Raw genomic sequence first — 16,653 nt, forward strand, 5'->3', positions numbered from 1 at the left:
TAGCTCCTCTTGCAAGGCAGCTACTTGTGCGCGCAAAGTATTGTTCTCAGCACGGAGGGCAACGACTTCTTCTTCCAGTGTCATGTGCTCAGTATACCACAGCTAGCCCTAATCTGAACAATTACGTGTGCATGTGACTGCTTTTCCCTTTTGCAGTGTATTGTGATAGAATGACTTCTGGTTTCCGTTTTCTAGAAAGGTTGACATGGAACGCATCGTCTTCATGGGCACGCCGCGCTTCGGTCAGTTGATTCTGGAAGCGCTCATTGGCCACTATGAGGTTGTGGCGGTGGTCACCCAACCAGATCGCGAAGGCGGACGTGGCCGAAAGGTAATTATCCCTCCAGTAAAGGCTCTGGCGCTGGCGCATAACTTGTCGGTGTTGCAGCCAGTTAAGGTGCGGCAGCCTGAGTTCGTCCAACAATTGCACGATCTAGCACCAACGGCCATTGTGGTGGCTGCTTTTGGGCAAATCCTGCCCCCCACGATTCTATCCCTGCCGCCGTATGGCTGCATCAACGTACATGCGTCCTTGCTGCCACGCCACCGTGGGGCAGCACCCATCCCGGCGGCGATATTGGCTGGTGACGCACAAACTGGCGTCACGATTATGCTCATGGATGAGGGTTTGGACACTGGCCCGATTTTGGGTCAGGCAGCACTAGAGATTCTCCCTGATGACACCACCGCTTCGCTTACGGAAAGATTAGGGAATCTAGGAGGGCAACTTATTCTGGATACCTTGCCCCGCTGGCTGGCAGGCGAGATCACGCCGCAAAAGCAGGATGACCGTCTAGTCACATACAGCAAACTTTTGCGTAAGGAGGATGGTCACATTCGCTGGACCGAGCCTGCGGAGTTGATTGCACGGAAATGTCGCGCTTTTTATCCCTGGCCAGGGGCGTTTACTTTCTGGGGAGAGAGAGAACTCAAAGTGCTGCGCGCACGGCCTTGTTTGGCGCCTTATCCCGAAAGGATACCAGGCAAGGTAATACGAGTCAATTCTGAGATAGCCGTGGTTACAGGAGAGGGATTGCTTGTTCTGGAAGAGGTGCAACTAGCCGGGAAGCGTCCATTGACAGGTCCAGAGTTTGTCCGTGGTCAGCGAGACTTTGTAGGGTCCTTGCTGCAGTAAGGTTCTGTGTGATAGCCAACGAGCTCGATCACGCTTGGGTAGCGATAATTGGCACCCTTGGGCTATTTGTCAAGAAGGCCTATTGCCTCTATAATCTCTACGATGCGTAGTCTGCCAGTGATTGCGTACGCAGCATGTTTCAAGAGGAGAGATAAGACCGGTAACTATGCAAGAAGTCACATTAGTTGTTCGACACAAAGTGGGTTTGCACGCCAGACCCGCAGCCATGTTTGTCCAGACAGCGAAGCAATTCAAGTCTGAAATTCTTGTGCGAAAAGATGAGCGTGAGGCCAATGCTAAGAGCATTCTCTCCATACTTACGCTCGGAGTGAACCAGGGCTCTGTTATCACGGTCAAAGCAAATGGTGAGGATGAGGAACAAGCCCTGAAAGCCCTCCAAGAGTTGGTGGAGGCGAATTTTGGTGAAGCCGAATGAGGAGCGCTGAGTAAGAAATACTCGTGATGAGGAATGAGTGTTTCATGCTCCGTTTTGTTTGCTACCTACTAGAAGGTGGTGGCGTATCCCTTGCTCGTCCTGAATTTGGGTTTAGAGCCTTATGAACGTGCATGGGAATTACAGCATTGTTTGGTCAAGGCCCGGCAAGAGGGGCGCATTGACGATATTCTGATACTGCTCGAGCACGAGCCTGTGATTACCCTTGGTCGCACCGGCGATCCAAGCCACATCCTGGCCTCTGCGGATGAACTGCGCGAGGCAGGCATTGTGGTACACAGGGTGGAACGCGGTGGAGATGTCACCTATCATGGCCCAGGGCAACTGGTGGGTTATCCGATTCTACATCTGGAGGCGCATCACTTGGGTGTCTCCGATTACATGCATGCCCTTGAAGATGTATTGATTCGCACTTTACACGACTTTGGCTTATCCGCTTACCGCCGAACAGGTATTATTGGCGTATGGGTTGGCGAAAGAAAGATCGCGGCACTGGGTGCACGGGTGGAACGGGGAGTAACCTATCACGGTTTTGCCTTGAATGTGGCTCCTAACTTGGAACATTTTGCTCTGATTGTGCCCTGCGGACTGACGGATGCATCTGTTACCTCCATGCAACGCGAATTGGGAAAACCTGTTGAGATGCATTTTGTGCGCGAGCGAGTGATATGGAATTTTGGTCAGGTCTTTGCAGCGCCCATGAAAGAGGTGACTCTTGCCCAACTCCCTTTATCCAACCCACGAGAGGCCGGCTTTGAGACTGGTCCGCTGGCCATAACGCACTGAAGGGTACTACGCTAGATGGTGTATTCTCCAAAGGGGATTTCCTAATGGAAGGGCAGGAAGTCATCGCCTACTGCCTGAAATGCCGTGAAAAAAGGATTCTGCAAAATCCTGAACCTATCTATACCGCGGCAAGGAACCCAGCAACACGCGGCAGATGTCCGGTCTGCGGCACTACTCTAGTGAAAATGGGCCGTACGGAAGCCCATGCTGCTATACCCGCACCCCCACGTACAGCCCGTACTCGCAAGGCAGAGGATACTGCAGAGAGAAAACGCAACAGTCGGTTGGTCATCGTTGAATCCCCAGCCAAAGCGAGGACTGTGGGCAGATTCCTCGGCAAGGAATACCAGGTTGAGGCTTCAGTTGGGCATGTACGGGATCTTCTGCGTTCCCGTCTGAGCGTGGACGTGGAGAACGACTTTGCCCCAACTTATCACGTGCCAAAGGAGAAGCGCGAAACCGTCCAGCGCTTGAAAAAAGTGGTTAGCCATGCCAGAGAAGTCTACCTGGCCACTGACCCCGACCGTGAAGGAGAGGCCATCGCCTGGCATTTGATTGCTGCTGCAGCCATTCCCGAAGAAATTGCCCACCGCGTTGTTTTCCATGAGATTACAGATGCAGCGGTTAAGGAAGCATTTGCGCACCCTCGGAAACTGGACATGGATCTGGTCAACGCCCAACAAGCCCGGCGCATCCTAGACCGCCTGGTAGGCTATAAAATTAGCCCGTTACTGTGGCATAAAGTGCGCAGCCGTCTTTCAGCCGGTCGGGTGCAGTCTGTAGCGGTACGCCTAATCGTGGAGCGCGAACGAGAGATACAGGCTTTCATCCCAGTCGAGTATTGGTCTATTGCGGCAGAACTAGCCAAGCAGGAGACGCGCGCACTTGAGCCGCGACCCAGTTTCATTGCGAAATTGATAAAGATCCGCGGCGAGGAAGTTGACCTCAAGGATGAACCAGCAGCCCAGTCTATTGTGGATGACCTGGAAGGCGCCCTCTACATTGTGGGTGATGTACGCAAGTTTCAGCGGCAGCGCAAGCCGCCTGCCCCGTTCATTACTAGTAGCCTGCAGCAGGAGGCATTCCGCCATTTGGGCTTTACTGCCAAACGTACAATGGCCGTCGCTCAACAGCTCTACGAAGGCGTAGACCTAGGTCAGGGCGAGCGCGTCGGTTTGATTACCTACATGCGCACGGATTCCACCAATATTGCTCCAGAAGCAGTTGGACAAGCAAGATCTTATATCGAAAAGAAATTTGGCGGCAATTTTTTGCCGGAAAAACCGCCCTTTTACAAAACGCGCGCCGTGAAGGCGCAAGAAGCTCACGAGTGCATCCGCCCTACTTCGGTCTGGCGTGAGCCAGATGCCATCAAAAACTACTTGGATACAGATCAATATTGCCTTTATCAACTAATCTGGAAACGGTTCATCGCCAGTCAGATGCGTCCAGCTATCTATGATGTGACCTCTGTGGATATCAAGGCTGGCCATCTGGAAGCAGAGAGGACTGTGCCTGAAGGTAATGCTCTTCAATCGTTCCTAGATGCGCTGCCTTATCTCTTTCGTGTCACCGGTTCCACTCTTGCCTTCCCTGGCTTCCTGCTGGTGTATGAGGAGGCAAAAGATGAGGGCGTGATTGCGGAAGAAGACGCGGGTGCCCTGCCCCGGCTCGAAATTGGCGAGATTCTGGATTTGCTTCGGTTGATCCCGGAGCAGCATTTTACTCAACCGCCTCCGCGTTATACCGAAGCCTCCCTGATACGCGAACTTGAGAAGCATGGCATTGGCCGACCCAGCACTTATGCTCCCATACTGTCCACGATACAGGAACGAGGTTATGTGGATCGGGCGAATAAACATTTGGTACCTACGGAACTGGGGTTCCTGGTCAATGACCTCTTGGTGGAGCATTTTCCAGATATTGTGGATGTTCAATTCACAGCGCACATGGAGGAAGACCTCGATCGCATTGCCGCAGGGGAACGAGAGTGGGTGGCTGTACTGCGCGAATTCTACGGACCTTTTGAGCGCACTTTGCAGATGGCCGAGCAAAACATGCAAAAAATAGACCTAGCCCCTGAAGAAACAGGGCTAATTTGTGAGAAGTGTGGCAGTCCTATGGTGGTCAAGTTAGGACGCTACGGAAAATTCATTGCCTGCAGCAATTTTCCTCAGTGCCGCAATACCCGACCTTACGTAGTTAAAACGGGAGCCAAATGCCCCCAGTGTGGTGGGGATTTGCTGGAGAGAAGGACTCGCAAAAAGCGCATTTTCTACGGTTGTGCCAACTACCCTACTTGCCAGTTCACCATCTGGCAACGTCCTTTGGCAAAGGCTTGCCCAAACTGTGGTGGTTTGCTCATTGAATCTGGCAAAGGGAAAGCAAAATGCTTGCGTTGCCAGCAGGTATTCAAGAGCGAGGTGGAATCTGAGAAGAGAACTTGAACGCTTTCTGACCTACTTGATAGCCGAGAAGAACGCCTCGATTCACACCATTGATAATTATCGGCGTGAGATTGAGGAATGTCTGACATTTCTAGAGGAACAGGGAGTGCGCACCTGGGATAATGTAGACCGACTGGTATTGCGGCGTTATCTGGCTTGGCTGAATGCCCAAGGTTATGCGAAAGCCAGTGTGGTGCGGCGGCTGTCGGAACTGCGCTCTTTTGGTCGTTTTCTCATGCGAGAGGGCATTGTCCCTATCAACCCATTCCGTGCCGTGTCCTCACCCAAGATGTCCAGGCATCTCCCTGTACCCCTTTCAGTGCAAGAGACGGTGGCGTTGCTCAGCGCCCCGGATGCGACCACCCCACAGGGGTTGCGCGATCGTGCTATTCTCGAAGTACTGTACAGCAGTGGATTGCGCGTCAGCGAATTAGCAGGCCTAAACATAAATGATATAGATTGGGGGCGAAGCGAACTGAGGGTATTAGGCAAGGGCGCCAAGGAGCGTATTGTATTCCTTGGACAGCCAGCTCTAGCAGCGCTGCGAGCATATCTCGAGGGAGGTCGGCCCTATCTGCTGCAGGATAAGACGAGCACCGCGCTCTTTCTGAACCGCTTGGGCAGCAGGCTTACCACACGCAGCATTATGAACTTGCTGAAAAAGTATAGTCGTATGATCGGTTTGGAGAAGCGAGTCACGCCTCATACGTTGCGGCACACCTTTGCCACACATCTCTTGGATGGCGGTGCTGACCTGAGGTCAGTTCAGGAATTGCTAGGGCATGCTCTTCTGACCACAACACAGATCTATACTCACGTCAGCCAGAGCCGTGCTCGTGAGGTATATCTCCGCTCACATCCATTGGCTAAGGCAAGTCCAGATGGTAACATCCATGGTTAAATCTTGTTACATAGGGAGGACAATAATGCGCCTAGCGAAGCTACGACGAGTTCTCACGGAACAGGCATTGGATGCAATCCTTATCACGAGGCCGGAAAACCAGCGCTATTTAAGTGGTTTCACAGGCGGAGAAGGCGCATTGGTAATCACGCAGGACGAAGCGCTATTGCTCACTGATTTTCGTTACTTTGAGCAGGTTGCGGAAGAAGCTCCGGATTTCCAGCTCGTAAAACTAGAAGATAAGATGCCTCAAGTGCTCAAACGTCTCTTCAAGACGCGAGCAGTGAAAAACTTGGGATTTGAAAGCACACACGTGGCCTTTGCCCAATATCAGGAATGGAGAAGAGCCACACGGGGCATCAAATGGGTTCCGACCAAAGACGTGGTGGAAACCATTCGCATGATCAAGGATGAGGGCGAATTGGAGAAAATTAGGAAAGCAGTCAGTATAGCAGATATGGCATCCGATTATATCCGAGGCTTTGTCAAGCCAGGCATGACTGAGAAGCAAATTGCCTGGGAACTGGAATCCTACATGCGTACTCATGGCGCCGAAGGCATTGCCTTTCCCTTTATTGTAGGCTCTGGACCCAATGGGGCCAAACCACATGCAGTCGTTCAGGACCGGCCCGTCCAAGAGGGCGAACCAATTGTCCTGGACATGGGCGCTAAAGTAGATGGCTACCACTCTGACCTAACCCGTACGATATGCCTTGGCAAACCAGATCAGAAGTTGCAGGAGGTGTACCAGGTTGTCTTGCGTGCGCAGTTGGCGGCTGAAGAGCAGGCCAGACCAGGCATGAAAGGGCAGGAAGTCGACGCAATCGCACGTAACATCATCGCTGAAGCTGGTTATAAGGAGTATTTTGGGCATGGACTTGGACATGGCGTAGGATTAGCTGTGCACGAAGGCCCAGGAGTCAACATGACATCTACCACCGTTCTGGAGCCGGGCATGGTTTGCACTATAGAGCCTGGCATTTACCTCACTGGGTGGGGTGGGGTACGGATTGAGGACATGGTGCTATTCAAAGAGGATGGAATAGAGGTTCTGAGCAAGGCATGCAAGGAACTCTGTGCACAGTAATTGCCCGTCATTTGCCGCTTGTATTTGCTGTCAAGTTGTGCTATAATTGTACCGGAGGTGCAAAATGGCCGAAAAGGATATGAGCGCTTGGATTCGCAAAAAAATCACTATCGAAGTTGTCATTGCGTTCGTCCTAGGCCTCGTCCTGGGCCTCGTTGTGCTGGGCTGGTGGCTTTGGCCAGTGCAATGGACGAATGCTGATCCGGCTGATCTGAGGCCGAGCCACAAGGAAACCTACCTGCAAATGATCGCCGAGTCGTATGCTCTAACTGGTAATGCTGAAGTAGCCCGCGCAAGGCTGGAAGCACTGAAGAGGCCCGGACAGAAGGATGTCGATTTATCCATCATGCTGAGCGATCTAATTCAAGCGCAGGTTAAGGCGGGCAAGCCAATGGAGGCCATGCGCCTGCAAGGACTTTTATCAGGTATGGGTTTGCCGCCAGTTCCTACTCCTGTTCCAACACCCGTGCAACCTGCTACGACCACAGGAAGGCAAATTCTGCGCATTTTTGGCATCCTGTTCTTTTTACTCCTTCTCGGTGTAGGGGCGCTACTGTTTTTGACACAGCTACAAAAAAGAGAACCCTCGCGACGCAGACGCCCATCACCGTATACAGGCGAGGCTCTAGCCAGAGTGCCAGAAGTGGAGCGCGAGGTCAGCCCGGCACCCTCGCCAGCAGAGGGCTCTTTTGGGCACTTTGAGACCACATACAAACTCGGCGATGAGGAGTATGACGTCTCCTACAGCATCGAGTCGGTTACAGGTGAGTTTCTTGGCGAGTGTGGGGTCAGCGCCATGGAGAAAGTAGGTAGCGGCGCACCTATGCGATTCACTGCCTTTGATGTCTGGCTGTTTGACAAACTGGATTCTCGCACGGTGACCAAAGTGCTAATGAGCGAGCGCGCCTTCGCCGATCAGGCGTTGCGAGAGAAGCTTGCCGACAAAGGTGAATTGATCCGCGCAGTAGAGGGCCAGGTTGTAACTCTCGAAACCGCAAATCTGCGCCTGGATGCCATGATTACTGGCCTTGAGTACGAGAGTGGCTCGAACAATGGAGTCTTTGCCAGGTTAACAACTAAACTGGAAATCTCGGCGAAAGGGGCTATTGCCTAGTTTTGGCTCTGTGCATTGGCAGTCGAAGGACGCAGGGTTTTTCCCTTGCGTCCTTTTTTATCCACGCACGGTGGGATCGAACAGCTTACGGTATTCCTGAATAGCGAAGCGGTCCGTCATGCCTGCGATGTAGTCACAGATGACACGCTCTGGTTGCTCATCGGCGAATCTAGCCTGAATTTCCAGTGGAAGTTGACGGGGTTCGTGCAGATAGGCTTCGAAAAGCTGGCAAATCAGGCGTTGCGCTTTCACTTGCATGCGCATTACTCGATAATGACAATACAGATTCGCAAACAAAAAATCCTTCAACTGGCGATTCCTACTTTGCATCTCTGCGGAAAAACCCACTAGGTTGTAAGGGGCACGGCGTACATCTTCAGGTGACTTGATGCCCAGGTCCCTTAGTTTACGCTCTACGGTCTGGATGACATCGGTTACTTCCAGATTGATCAGGTAGCGAATAACCCGACGACGATCCATCTCAGTGAAGGGGGATTCCTGGATGCTTAATGCCTCAAGAGCCTCCCTCCACAATTGTATATCGTGCAAATCGCTCACTTGGAGCAACTCGGAGCGCAGGCCATCGTCAAGATCATGGGTGGTGTAGGCAATTTCATCCGCAGCATTGACCAGTTGGCCCTCTAAAGTTGCTCGTTTATCCGGCTCGTATTCTACGGCTTCGGCGACGTCGTATTCGGTGGTGTGCTTCACAATTCCCTCGCGTACTTCCCAAGTCAGGTTTAAACCAGGGAAATCTGGATAGCGCCGTTCGAGTTTCTCTACGATGCGCACGCTCTGATCAGTGTGATTAAACCCACCGTATTCTTTCATCACCTCATTCAGAGCCACCTCGCCTGAGTGTCCGAAAGGGGTATGTCCTAGATCATGTGCGAGGGAGATCGCCTCGGCCAAGTCTTCGTTGGCTCCCAATGCACGGGCCATCGTCCGTGCGATCTGAGCTGTCTCGATGCTATGGGTCAGCCGCGTGCGGTAGTAATCCCCCTCATAGTTGACGAAAACTTGCGTTTTGTATTCAAGCCGCCGGAACGCTGTGGTGTGAATAATGCGATCGCGGTCGCGTTGAAACGCAGTACGGTAAGGATGTTCCGGTTCGGGATAGGCCCGCCCACGCGATTCACGGCTTTTGACTGCATAAGAAGCCAAACGCTGTAACTCGATTTCTTCTAGTTCTTGACGTGCGAACAGGTCACACCTCCTAATCAAAATTCTAGCATACAAATTATACGGTCAATATATTAGGTATCCAAAGAGCGATTTGCATTTTTGACGCATTTGCACAAGTCATGGTATACTATGGAAGCCGCTTGTATGTATGGCACACTATTAACCCAAAGGAGGGAGTGGAAACAATGGAGAAGCCCTGGTTGAAGAATTACGAGCCTCAAGTCCCGCACACGATCAAGTACCCCGAGCGTCCGCTGCATACCAACCTGGAAGAATCTGCGCGCAAGTACCCTAATGCTACTGCTACCATCTTCATGGACGCCAAGTTGACCTACGCGCAGCTCAATGCCCTGGCCGACCGCTTTGCCGCTGCCCTGCAACAACTGGGGGTCAAGAAGGGCGACCGCGTGGGCATCTATTTGGCCAACTGTCCCCAGTTCATCATCGGGTACTACGGCGCACTCAAAGCTGGAGCCATCGTTGTCTCGTTCAACCCGCTCTATGCCGCGCGCGAGGTAGAGCACCAACTCAAGGATTCGGGAGCGGAGACGATGCTGGTGATGAGCCGCTTCTATCCCATCGTCAAGCAGGTGCGTGCTCGTACTGCGCTGAAGCATGTTATTGTGACTAATATCAAGGAGTACTTCCCACCGCTGATCAAGCTGCTCTTCACGTTGGCCAAGGAGAAGCACGAGGGGGATCGGCAGGACATCTCAGGCGATGCCAATACCTACTGGCTTCAGGATTTGCTCAGCAAGGCGCCCGCCAAGCCTACGCCGGTAGAGGTCAAGCCCAGCGATACCGCGTGTCTTCTGTACACAGGGGGTACCACGGGCGTGCCCAAGGGAGCCGAACTCAGCCATGCGAACATCATGTCCAACGCTGTCATGTGTAGGCACTGGCTTCATGACATTCAGGAAACGAAGGAAGTCATTCTGACTGCGCTGCCACTTTATCATAGCTATGGCATGACCACCTGTATGAACCTGGGCATCTATGCAGCAGCAGCCCTGCTGCTCATCCCCAATCCACGCGACATCCCGACGCTTATGCAGAACATCAACAAGCACCACCCAACTCTCTTCCCTGGTGTGCCCACCATGTACGTGGCGTTCAACAACTTCCCCGATCTCCAGAAGTACAATGTCAAGTCCATCCGCGCCTGCATCAGTGGCGCGGCAGGACTGCCGGTGGAGGTGCAGACCAAGTTCCAGGAATTGACCGGTGCTCGATTGGTAGAGGGCTATGGTCTGAGCGAGGCTTCACCGGTGACTCATGCCAACCCAATCTACGGCAAGAACAAGATCGGCACCATCGGCCTGCCATGGCCCGATACAGATGCCAAGATCGTGGATTTGGAGACGGGCACCAAGGAGTTGCCGCCAGGTGAGATAGGGGAACTGATCGTGCGTGGGCCACAAGTGATGAAAGGCTACTGGAACATGCCGGAGGAGACAGCGCTTGCCCTGCGCAATGGCTGGTTGTACACAGGGGACATAGCCAGGATGGATGAGGAAGGCTACTTCCAGATCGTGGACCGCAAGAAGGACATGATCATCGCTGGTGGGTTCAATATCTATCCGCGGGATGTGGAGGAAGTGCTCTACCAGCATCCTAAGGTAAAAGAGGCAGTGGTGGCAGGCATTCCTGATCCGTATCGCGGCGAGACGGTGAAGGCCTACATTGTGCTGAAGGAAGGGGAGACGGCCACAGCGGAGGAGATCATTGAATTCTGTCGTGCCAATATGGCCAAGTACAAGGTGCCGACTGCGGTGGAATTCCGCACAGAGCTGCCCAAGACGATGGTGGGCAAGGTGCTACGCCGCATGCTGGTCGAGGAAGAAAAGAAAAAACTGGCAGAGCAGGGGAAGTAGCAGATTGAGAGTGTTTTGCGTCGTGATTTAGCCGTCCCTTATTTACTGCGCGATGTTCTGAACAAAAGGCGTTCGCAGCGTAGAGTTTTTAGATCTCTGGCCTGCGAACGCCTTTCTTATTCGCTACCTACCCCCTGCTGATAGCGATAGATGCCTTTATCCGTGCCAACCAGGATGAGATTAGTGTCATCGGGGCTCAGTGCTAATGCGCGCAATTCACGCCCTTCCAATCCCGAGCCCAGCGGTCTCCAAGATTTACCGCCATCTTCGCTCAACAGTACACCCTTGTGCTTGACCAAGGCATAGACAAAGGGTGGCATGGCCTGGCTTACAGTCAATTGTGTCAGTTCTGCACTCGGAGCTACATAATTCTGTGGTACTAAGATGGCCTCGTTGCGACCCTCCCCCTGGGCTTCGCTTACCTCGACTTGGGTCACAGCCAATAGTTGCACGCTGCCTTTGATAGGTGGAGCGATATCAGATACACCCAACAACCACTGTCGCCAGCTTTCTCCGTTGTCGTTGCTTTTGAATGCGCCCTCTTCTGTGACAGCATAAACGATCGTTTGCGCTCCTCTTGGATCAAGTACAATGCGTTGTACATTGCTGCCGATGATACCCTGGCTCTTATGCACCCAGGTCATGCCTCCATCATCGGAGCGGTAAAGGCCTTTTCCCTGCGTGCCAGCGTAAATGCGCGTAGTGTGTTCTGGATCAACTACAAGAGCATTGATGAGAGCTTCGGTGACCATCCCTGTTGGCATCCAGGTCATCCCACTATCCGTGCTTCTGAACACCAAGCCTTCAGATACGCCTATATATACAGTCTTGGTGTCAAGCGGGTCTACTTCTATGGCTGTTATTTGCGAGAAAGAGCGAATGAGTGCAAACGGATCTATTTCTCCGATATGCTGCCATTCATCACCACCATTAGTGGTTTTGTACAACCCTCCACCTGCTACACTGGCATAGAAGGTGCGTCCATCCTTAGGATCCGCTTTCAATGCCAGGATGCTGGCTTCGTTGCTGGCTGTTATGCTTGAACTCCATGCCCAGGTTTCTCCTGAGTCGCTGCTGACAAACAGCGTGTTGCCCGAGCAGGCATAAATGGTGCTGGTCACGATTGGGTCTACCACGATGATGTGTACATCTACCGGTTGCCCATCAGATCCCTGTAGTCCTGTATTGCTTTTGAACCAAGTCTTGCGGCCGTCCACGCTCTTGTATATGCCATCCTGTCCTCCGACATAGACCTCCTGTGGATTCCTGGGATTGACGGCCAGGCAACGTGCTACAGGGGGTTCGCGGTACGAGTCCACATATCTCCAGAAGAGCCCTGCCTCTTCGGTCTTCCAAACCTTTCCCTTAGAGATGGCATAGACAGTGTTTGGTGTCCGAGGCACTATGGCCAGTTCAGAAACGTCGTCAGGATCGTTGAATGGCAAGGGGTCCCACCGTAGTTCCCCACTGACAACGCGGCTCTTGTAGATGCCATACGCAGAAGTACCTACATAAAGGGTATCTGGCTGTTCTGGATGCATCGCCATACATTGCAAGGTGCTGGTAAAATCACCGGCGGGGTACCAGTTCAGACCACGGTCAGGGCTGGTAAAGACGCCCGTTTGGACAGCGGCATACAGTTTTTGAGGGTTGAAGGTGTGCACATACAGAGACCGGATTTCGTAAGGGGGCAATTGATCCGCGCTTTCACTGTACTGACTGCATTGCTTCCAGTTTGTCCCCCCATCCATGCTGACATAGACTTTGCCATTCCAGGTGCCGGCATAGAGTATACGCGGATCATCCGGGTCAATGGCCAAGGCACGGATGAGGCGTTCATTCAGACCATTGTTGCAGGCAGTCCATGTCTTGCCCTGATCATCGCTTTTGAATACGCCGCCATCGGTAGCGGCATAGAGCAGGCGCACGCCGTTGGGGTCCTCGACTAACAAGGCGTTGATTTTGCCATCGAAGGGGCTGCTGAGTGGCACCCAGCGCTGTAGTGCTTCGGCGGGAGCAGCGGGGATTAAAGTCGGAAAGGAGAGAATAACGCGCTGCTTCCAGATCCAAAACGCGAGCAGCGCCAGAGCCAATGTGGCCAAGACGGGCACGATTCTTTTTTGCAACCACAGGGTTCGACCTGCAGCGGACCCACTGCCCATGCTGGAGCACCTCGTGTGATAAACGTACTGTCCATTATAGCATCGAAGTTGACGAAAAGCCAACAGTCATGTGCTTGCTTCTTGGTTGTGAAGGGGAACGCAGTACAAAGGCTTCGTGTACCTGCTAAATCTTGTCATGTTTCCCTAATCCAAGTATAATGACGGTCAACAGATGAAATGGGTTACGGGTTATCGGTCCAGAACTGAGCTGCGGTGGGGCATTTTGGTATTTTGTATAGCAGCATTATGGCTGTTGTATGCCATTATGGCTTGTAAATCACCTTCTCTCAATCCAACACCTGTCCCTTCTGCCACGCCCGCTCTGGCCCATCTACATGTCGAAGTGTTGCCAGTTGGCTCGAAGGTTTATCTCAATGGTGAGCAGAAGGGCTGTACTCCATTGAAACTGGATGTTTTAGCAGGGCAATACACCCTCCTCATCCAGCACGATGGTTACGAGATCTTGCAGCGCGAGGTTTCGCCTATACCAGGGCAGGAGTTGCACATTAGCGCTGCGCTACGTGATGTCGTTCCACCTGTGGTGGGATTCGATCTGGTGACAACTTCTGTGCAAGTTGGACAGCCTGTGCATATCCGTGCCCAGGCCTCGGATAACGAAGCTGTGGCTATCCTACGCCTCTCTATTGGTAGGAATCTGATAACTGAGGCGAATGACGAACTTCTGGATTATGTTTGGGACACCAAGGATGCTGCTGTTGGCTTTTATATGGTTGAGATCGAGGCGCGAGACATGGCTGGCAATGTGGGACGTGCTACAAGCACCGTCCAGGTTCACGCTGTACCAACGCCATTGCCATCTCCCACCCCGCGAGAGGTTGTTACTGTGCAGCCGGAAGTGAAAGTGTACGAGACTAAAATCACTCTACCTGCTTACCCTTATGAGCCTTACTTGAAAGAGAAGCTGGATATTCGCTACAACTTCAAGGTCGTCTGGTTGGATCGTGCTGCATATGAAGCGTCAAATCCACAGCCGCAACCACGAGCTTTTACCGCCATTGTTTTGGAGAACCCATATCTGAGGTTGACCTTCCTGCCAGAACTAGGCGGACGGCTTTATCAATGCGTTTTCAAGCCTACTGGGAAAAAGGTTTTCTACGAGAATGCAGTCCTGAAGCCATCCTACTGGGGACCGCTCAGCCGCGCTGAGAATTGGTGGCTAGCCGTCGGTGGCATGGAATGGGCTCTGCCTGTGCACGAGCATGGTTACGAATGGGGACTGCCCTGGACCTATCGTGTCGAGCGGCGAAGCGATGGCGCTTCTATACTCCTGCGTGATTACAATGAAAATGACCGACTACGTGCTGAGATCCGGGTCACACTGCCCACTGATCGCGCTTACTTTGTGGTTGAACCGCGCTTAGTGAATCCGACTTCTCAACCGATTGCCTGTCAGTTCTGGCTCAATGCTGCGTTGACCTTGGGTTCGGCGAGTGTATCACCGAACACGGAATTCATCTATCCCACCGAGCACGTGATCGTGCACAGCACTGGCGACAACGCGCTGCCCGGTGAGCACCAGATAATGCCCTGGCCTATCTACGATGGGCGAGATTTTTCCTTTTACAGGAACTGGCACAACTGGCTGGGCGTCTTTGTTCCAGATATACAGCAAGGCTATGCAGGTGCTTATAACCATGATACGGATCTAGGCATTGTGCGGATATTCGCTGCCCAAGCCGTACCCGGGCTGAAGCTTTTTGCATTTGGCAAAGATTTTCCCGCTCATGGGGAGTATACGGATGATGGGTCGGAATACTTTGAGATGTGGGCCGGCCCTTGCAAAACCTTCTGGCCGGAGGATGACGTGCTCGTTGGAGCAGGCCAGGCTATTAGTTGGAGTGAAATCTGGCTGCCATTCAGTTACATCGGCGGTCTGGATCAGGCCAGTGCAGAAGCCGTGGGCAAGGTCAGCGTGCAAGGCAACCAGGTGCACGTAGGGATTGCGGTTAGCAAGGCACGGTTGGGGCAGTTGCTGTTGAGGTGGAACGAGCAAGTGTTTTACGAGAAAGCAGTACAGCTTGCTCCAGAGAGGCCACTTCTACTCGAGGTGCCTCTTCCTGCAGACGCAAATTTGCCTGGTAAATTGAGTGTACAATTGCACGATCAGGGCGGAGCAACCCTGCTAGAATTTACGAGTACATTTTAGATGTGGAGGCAATTTCATGTATTGCAACCAATGTGGGGCTAAAGTAGAAGGCGATGCGCTGGTTTGCCCCAACTGTGGGCATTATCTGGCGACTGAGGTTAGGGCTTCAGAAGAGCAGGAGACAATCCCTGAAGAGGCAGAGCTCACAGAGCCTGAACCGCGGCCAAGAGGCTGTGGTTGGGCCATGATCGCGGGCATGCTGGCAGGTTGCGCTATCCTGCTGATCCTAGGTATAGGGCTTTTTGGTGTCTATCAAGGGATACAGGAGCGTACACGCTTGAACCGTGCCGCTGCCTCGGAGCATTATCACAAAGGGCTAGAATATTTCATTGCTGAGAACTACGAACTTGCTCGGGCAGAATTCGCTCTGACCTTGCAACTCGACCCCAAGAATAGCGATGCAGAAGCCAAATTGGCCGAGGTAGAAGCCTTGCTGAGCAAGCGACCCACGCCTACCTCAGCTTTGCGTTATCAAACAGCTGTATTGCTGTACAACGAGGCTCGTGAGCTTTACAACAAGGGCAATTGGGAGGGTGTTATCGCCAAGCTAGAACAAGTCCAGGCTCTCGATCCTGAATATGAACGAGAACAGGTCTCTATGCTGTTGGTCGAAGCCTATTACAAGGTGGGATTGAAATTCGTGGAAGAAAACCGTCTGGAAGAGGCAATTCGTTATTTTGACCGTGCGCTTGAATTGCGTCCCGCAGAGCAGGCAATCCGCGAGCAGAAGACCTTGGCCTCTCTTTACCTTGTTGGTCTAGGCTATTGGGGGGCCAATTGGCAGGAGGCAATTGAGGTTTTTTACGCGCTCTACCAACTGCAACCTGATTATAAAGACACGCGGCAGCGGTTGTACGATGCGTATGTATCCTATGCCAAGACCTTATCTGCGAAAGGTGAATGGTGTGCAGCTCGAGAACAATATGATCGTGCCCTGGCGATGAGCTTCAGTGAGGAACTGAAAGCGGAGCGAGAAGAGGCAGCACAGTCCTGTGCCGTTGCCTCTCTACCAACTAGCACACCTCCTCCTCGTGGGACATTCGTAGGCAAGGTGGTCAAGATCGAGGACGTTGGCCTGCAAACAGCAATGATGATCCGAGGGCGAGTGCTGAATGCAGAGGGTGGACCCGTCGCTGGCGTCAAGGTTGGCCTATCTGCTTGGGACTGGTCTGCGCCTCCTGCTACCACGAACGAGGACGGCATCTTTGCTTTTGATGGCTTGGGCAACCCGGTTACCTACACAGTCACGCTGGTTGATTTGCCCACCATCCCTCTGCCGGTGAAAGCCGATTGGAGCAAGCTCGTGTGGGTGGAATTTCGTCCACAACCATAGTGGGAATC

At 52.7% G+C, this 16,653-nt stretch carries 12 protein-coding genes; 10 read left to right on the forward strand and 2 right to left on the reverse strand.

The features are described from left to right. Positions 1 to 205: 205 nt before the first annotated feature. From H5T67_05830 to H5T67_05860, 7 genes are all read left to right on the forward strand, one after another. The gene (locus H5T67_05830; protein ID MBC7244838.1) at positions 206 to 1,135 is read left to right on the forward strand and encodes a methionyl-tRNA formyltransferase; all 930 of its coding nucleotides are present in this window, start codon (positions 206 to 208) and stop codon (positions 1,133 to 1,135) included. Positions 1,136 to 1,301: 166 nt separating this feature from the next. Beyond that, positions 1,302 to 1,571 (forward strand): HPr family phosphocarrier protein, encoded by a 270-nt coding sequence (locus H5T67_05835; GenBank protein MBC7244839.1) that lies wholly within the window; start codon positions 1,302 to 1,304, stop codon positions 1,569 to 1,571. A 90-nt stretch (positions 1,572 to 1,661) separates the two neighbouring features. Beyond that, the gene (lipB, locus tag H5T67_05840) at positions 1,662 to 2,375 is read left to right on the forward strand and encodes a lipoyl(octanoyl) transferase LipB (GenBank protein MBC7244840.1); all 714 of its coding nucleotides are present in this window, start codon (positions 1,662 to 1,664) and stop codon (positions 2,373 to 2,375) included. Between the two features lie 44 nt (positions 2,376 to 2,419). Then, positions 2,420 to 4,822, forward strand: a complete 2,403-nt coding sequence (gene topA / locus H5T67_05845; protein ID MBC7244841.1) for a type I DNA topoisomerase — start codon at positions 2,420 to 2,422, stop codon at positions 4,820 to 4,822. Continuing rightward, positions 4,740 to 5,723, forward strand: a complete 984-nt coding sequence (xerC, locus tag H5T67_05850; protein ID MBC7244842.1) for a tyrosine recombinase XerC — start codon at positions 4,740 to 4,742, stop codon at positions 5,721 to 5,723. Before topA ends, xerC begins: the two co-directional genes overlap by 83 nt. A 22-nt stretch (positions 5,724 to 5,745) precedes the next feature. Beyond that, positions 5,746 to 6,810 (forward strand): aminopeptidase P family protein, encoded by a 1,065-nt coding sequence (locus H5T67_05855; protein ID MBC7244843.1) that lies wholly within the window; start codon positions 5,746 to 5,748, stop codon positions 6,808 to 6,810. A gap of 64 nt (positions 6,811 to 6,874) precedes the next feature. Continuing rightward, positions 6,875 to 7,924 carry a hypothetical protein gene (locus H5T67_05860; protein MBC7244844.1) on the forward strand — a complete coding sequence of 350 codons (1,050 nt, stop codon included), beginning with the start codon at positions 6,875 to 6,877 and terminating at the stop codon, positions 7,922 to 7,924. Positions 7,925 to 7,981: 57 nt separating this feature from the next. On the opposite strand, the gene H5T67_05865 is transcribed toward H5T67_05860, so the two are convergent. Then, a complete protein-coding gene (locus H5T67_05865) occupies positions 7,982 to 9,130 on the reverse strand; it encodes a deoxyguanosinetriphosphate triphosphohydrolase (protein MBC7244845.1) in 1,149 nt (382 codons plus the stop codon). A 164-nt stretch (positions 9,131 to 9,294) separates the two neighbouring features. Between H5T67_05865 and H5T67_05870 the strand changes: the two genes are divergently transcribed. Continuing rightward, positions 9,295 to 10,983, forward strand: coding sequence for a long-chain fatty acid--CoA ligase (locus H5T67_05870; GenBank protein MBC7244846.1), 1,689 nt, complete (start codon positions 9,295 to 9,297; stop codon positions 10,981 to 10,983). 116 nt (positions 10,984 to 11,099) lie between these two features. On the opposite strand, the gene H5T67_05875 is transcribed toward H5T67_05870, so the two are convergent. Further along, positions 11,100 to 13,145: a hypothetical protein gene (locus H5T67_05875; GenBank protein MBC7244847.1), complete on the reverse strand. Its 2,046-nt coding sequence runs from the start codon at positions 13,143 to 13,145 to the stop codon at positions 11,100 to 11,102. Positions 13,146 to 13,410: 265 nt separating this feature from the next. Here H5T67_05875 and H5T67_05880 point away from each other — a divergent pair, with 265 nt between their 5' ends. Together H5T67_05880 and H5T67_05885 are read left to right on the forward strand one after the other, a co-directional pair. Beyond that, positions 13,411 to 15,312, forward strand: a complete 1,902-nt coding sequence (locus H5T67_05880) for a DUF5107 domain-containing protein (protein ID MBC7244848.1) — start codon at positions 13,411 to 13,413, stop codon at positions 15,310 to 15,312. 16 nt (positions 15,313 to 15,328) lie between these two features. Further along, a complete protein-coding gene (locus tag H5T67_05885) occupies positions 15,329 to 16,645 on the forward strand; it encodes a hypothetical protein (protein MBC7244849.1) in 1,317 nt (438 codons plus the stop codon). Positions 16,646 to 16,653 lie beyond the last annotated feature (8 nt).

The sequence above is a fragment of the Chloroflexota bacterium genome (genome assembly GCA_014360905.1).
Taxonomy (GTDB): domain Bacteria; phylum Chloroflexota; class Anaerolineae; order UBA2200; family UBA2200; genus JACIWX01.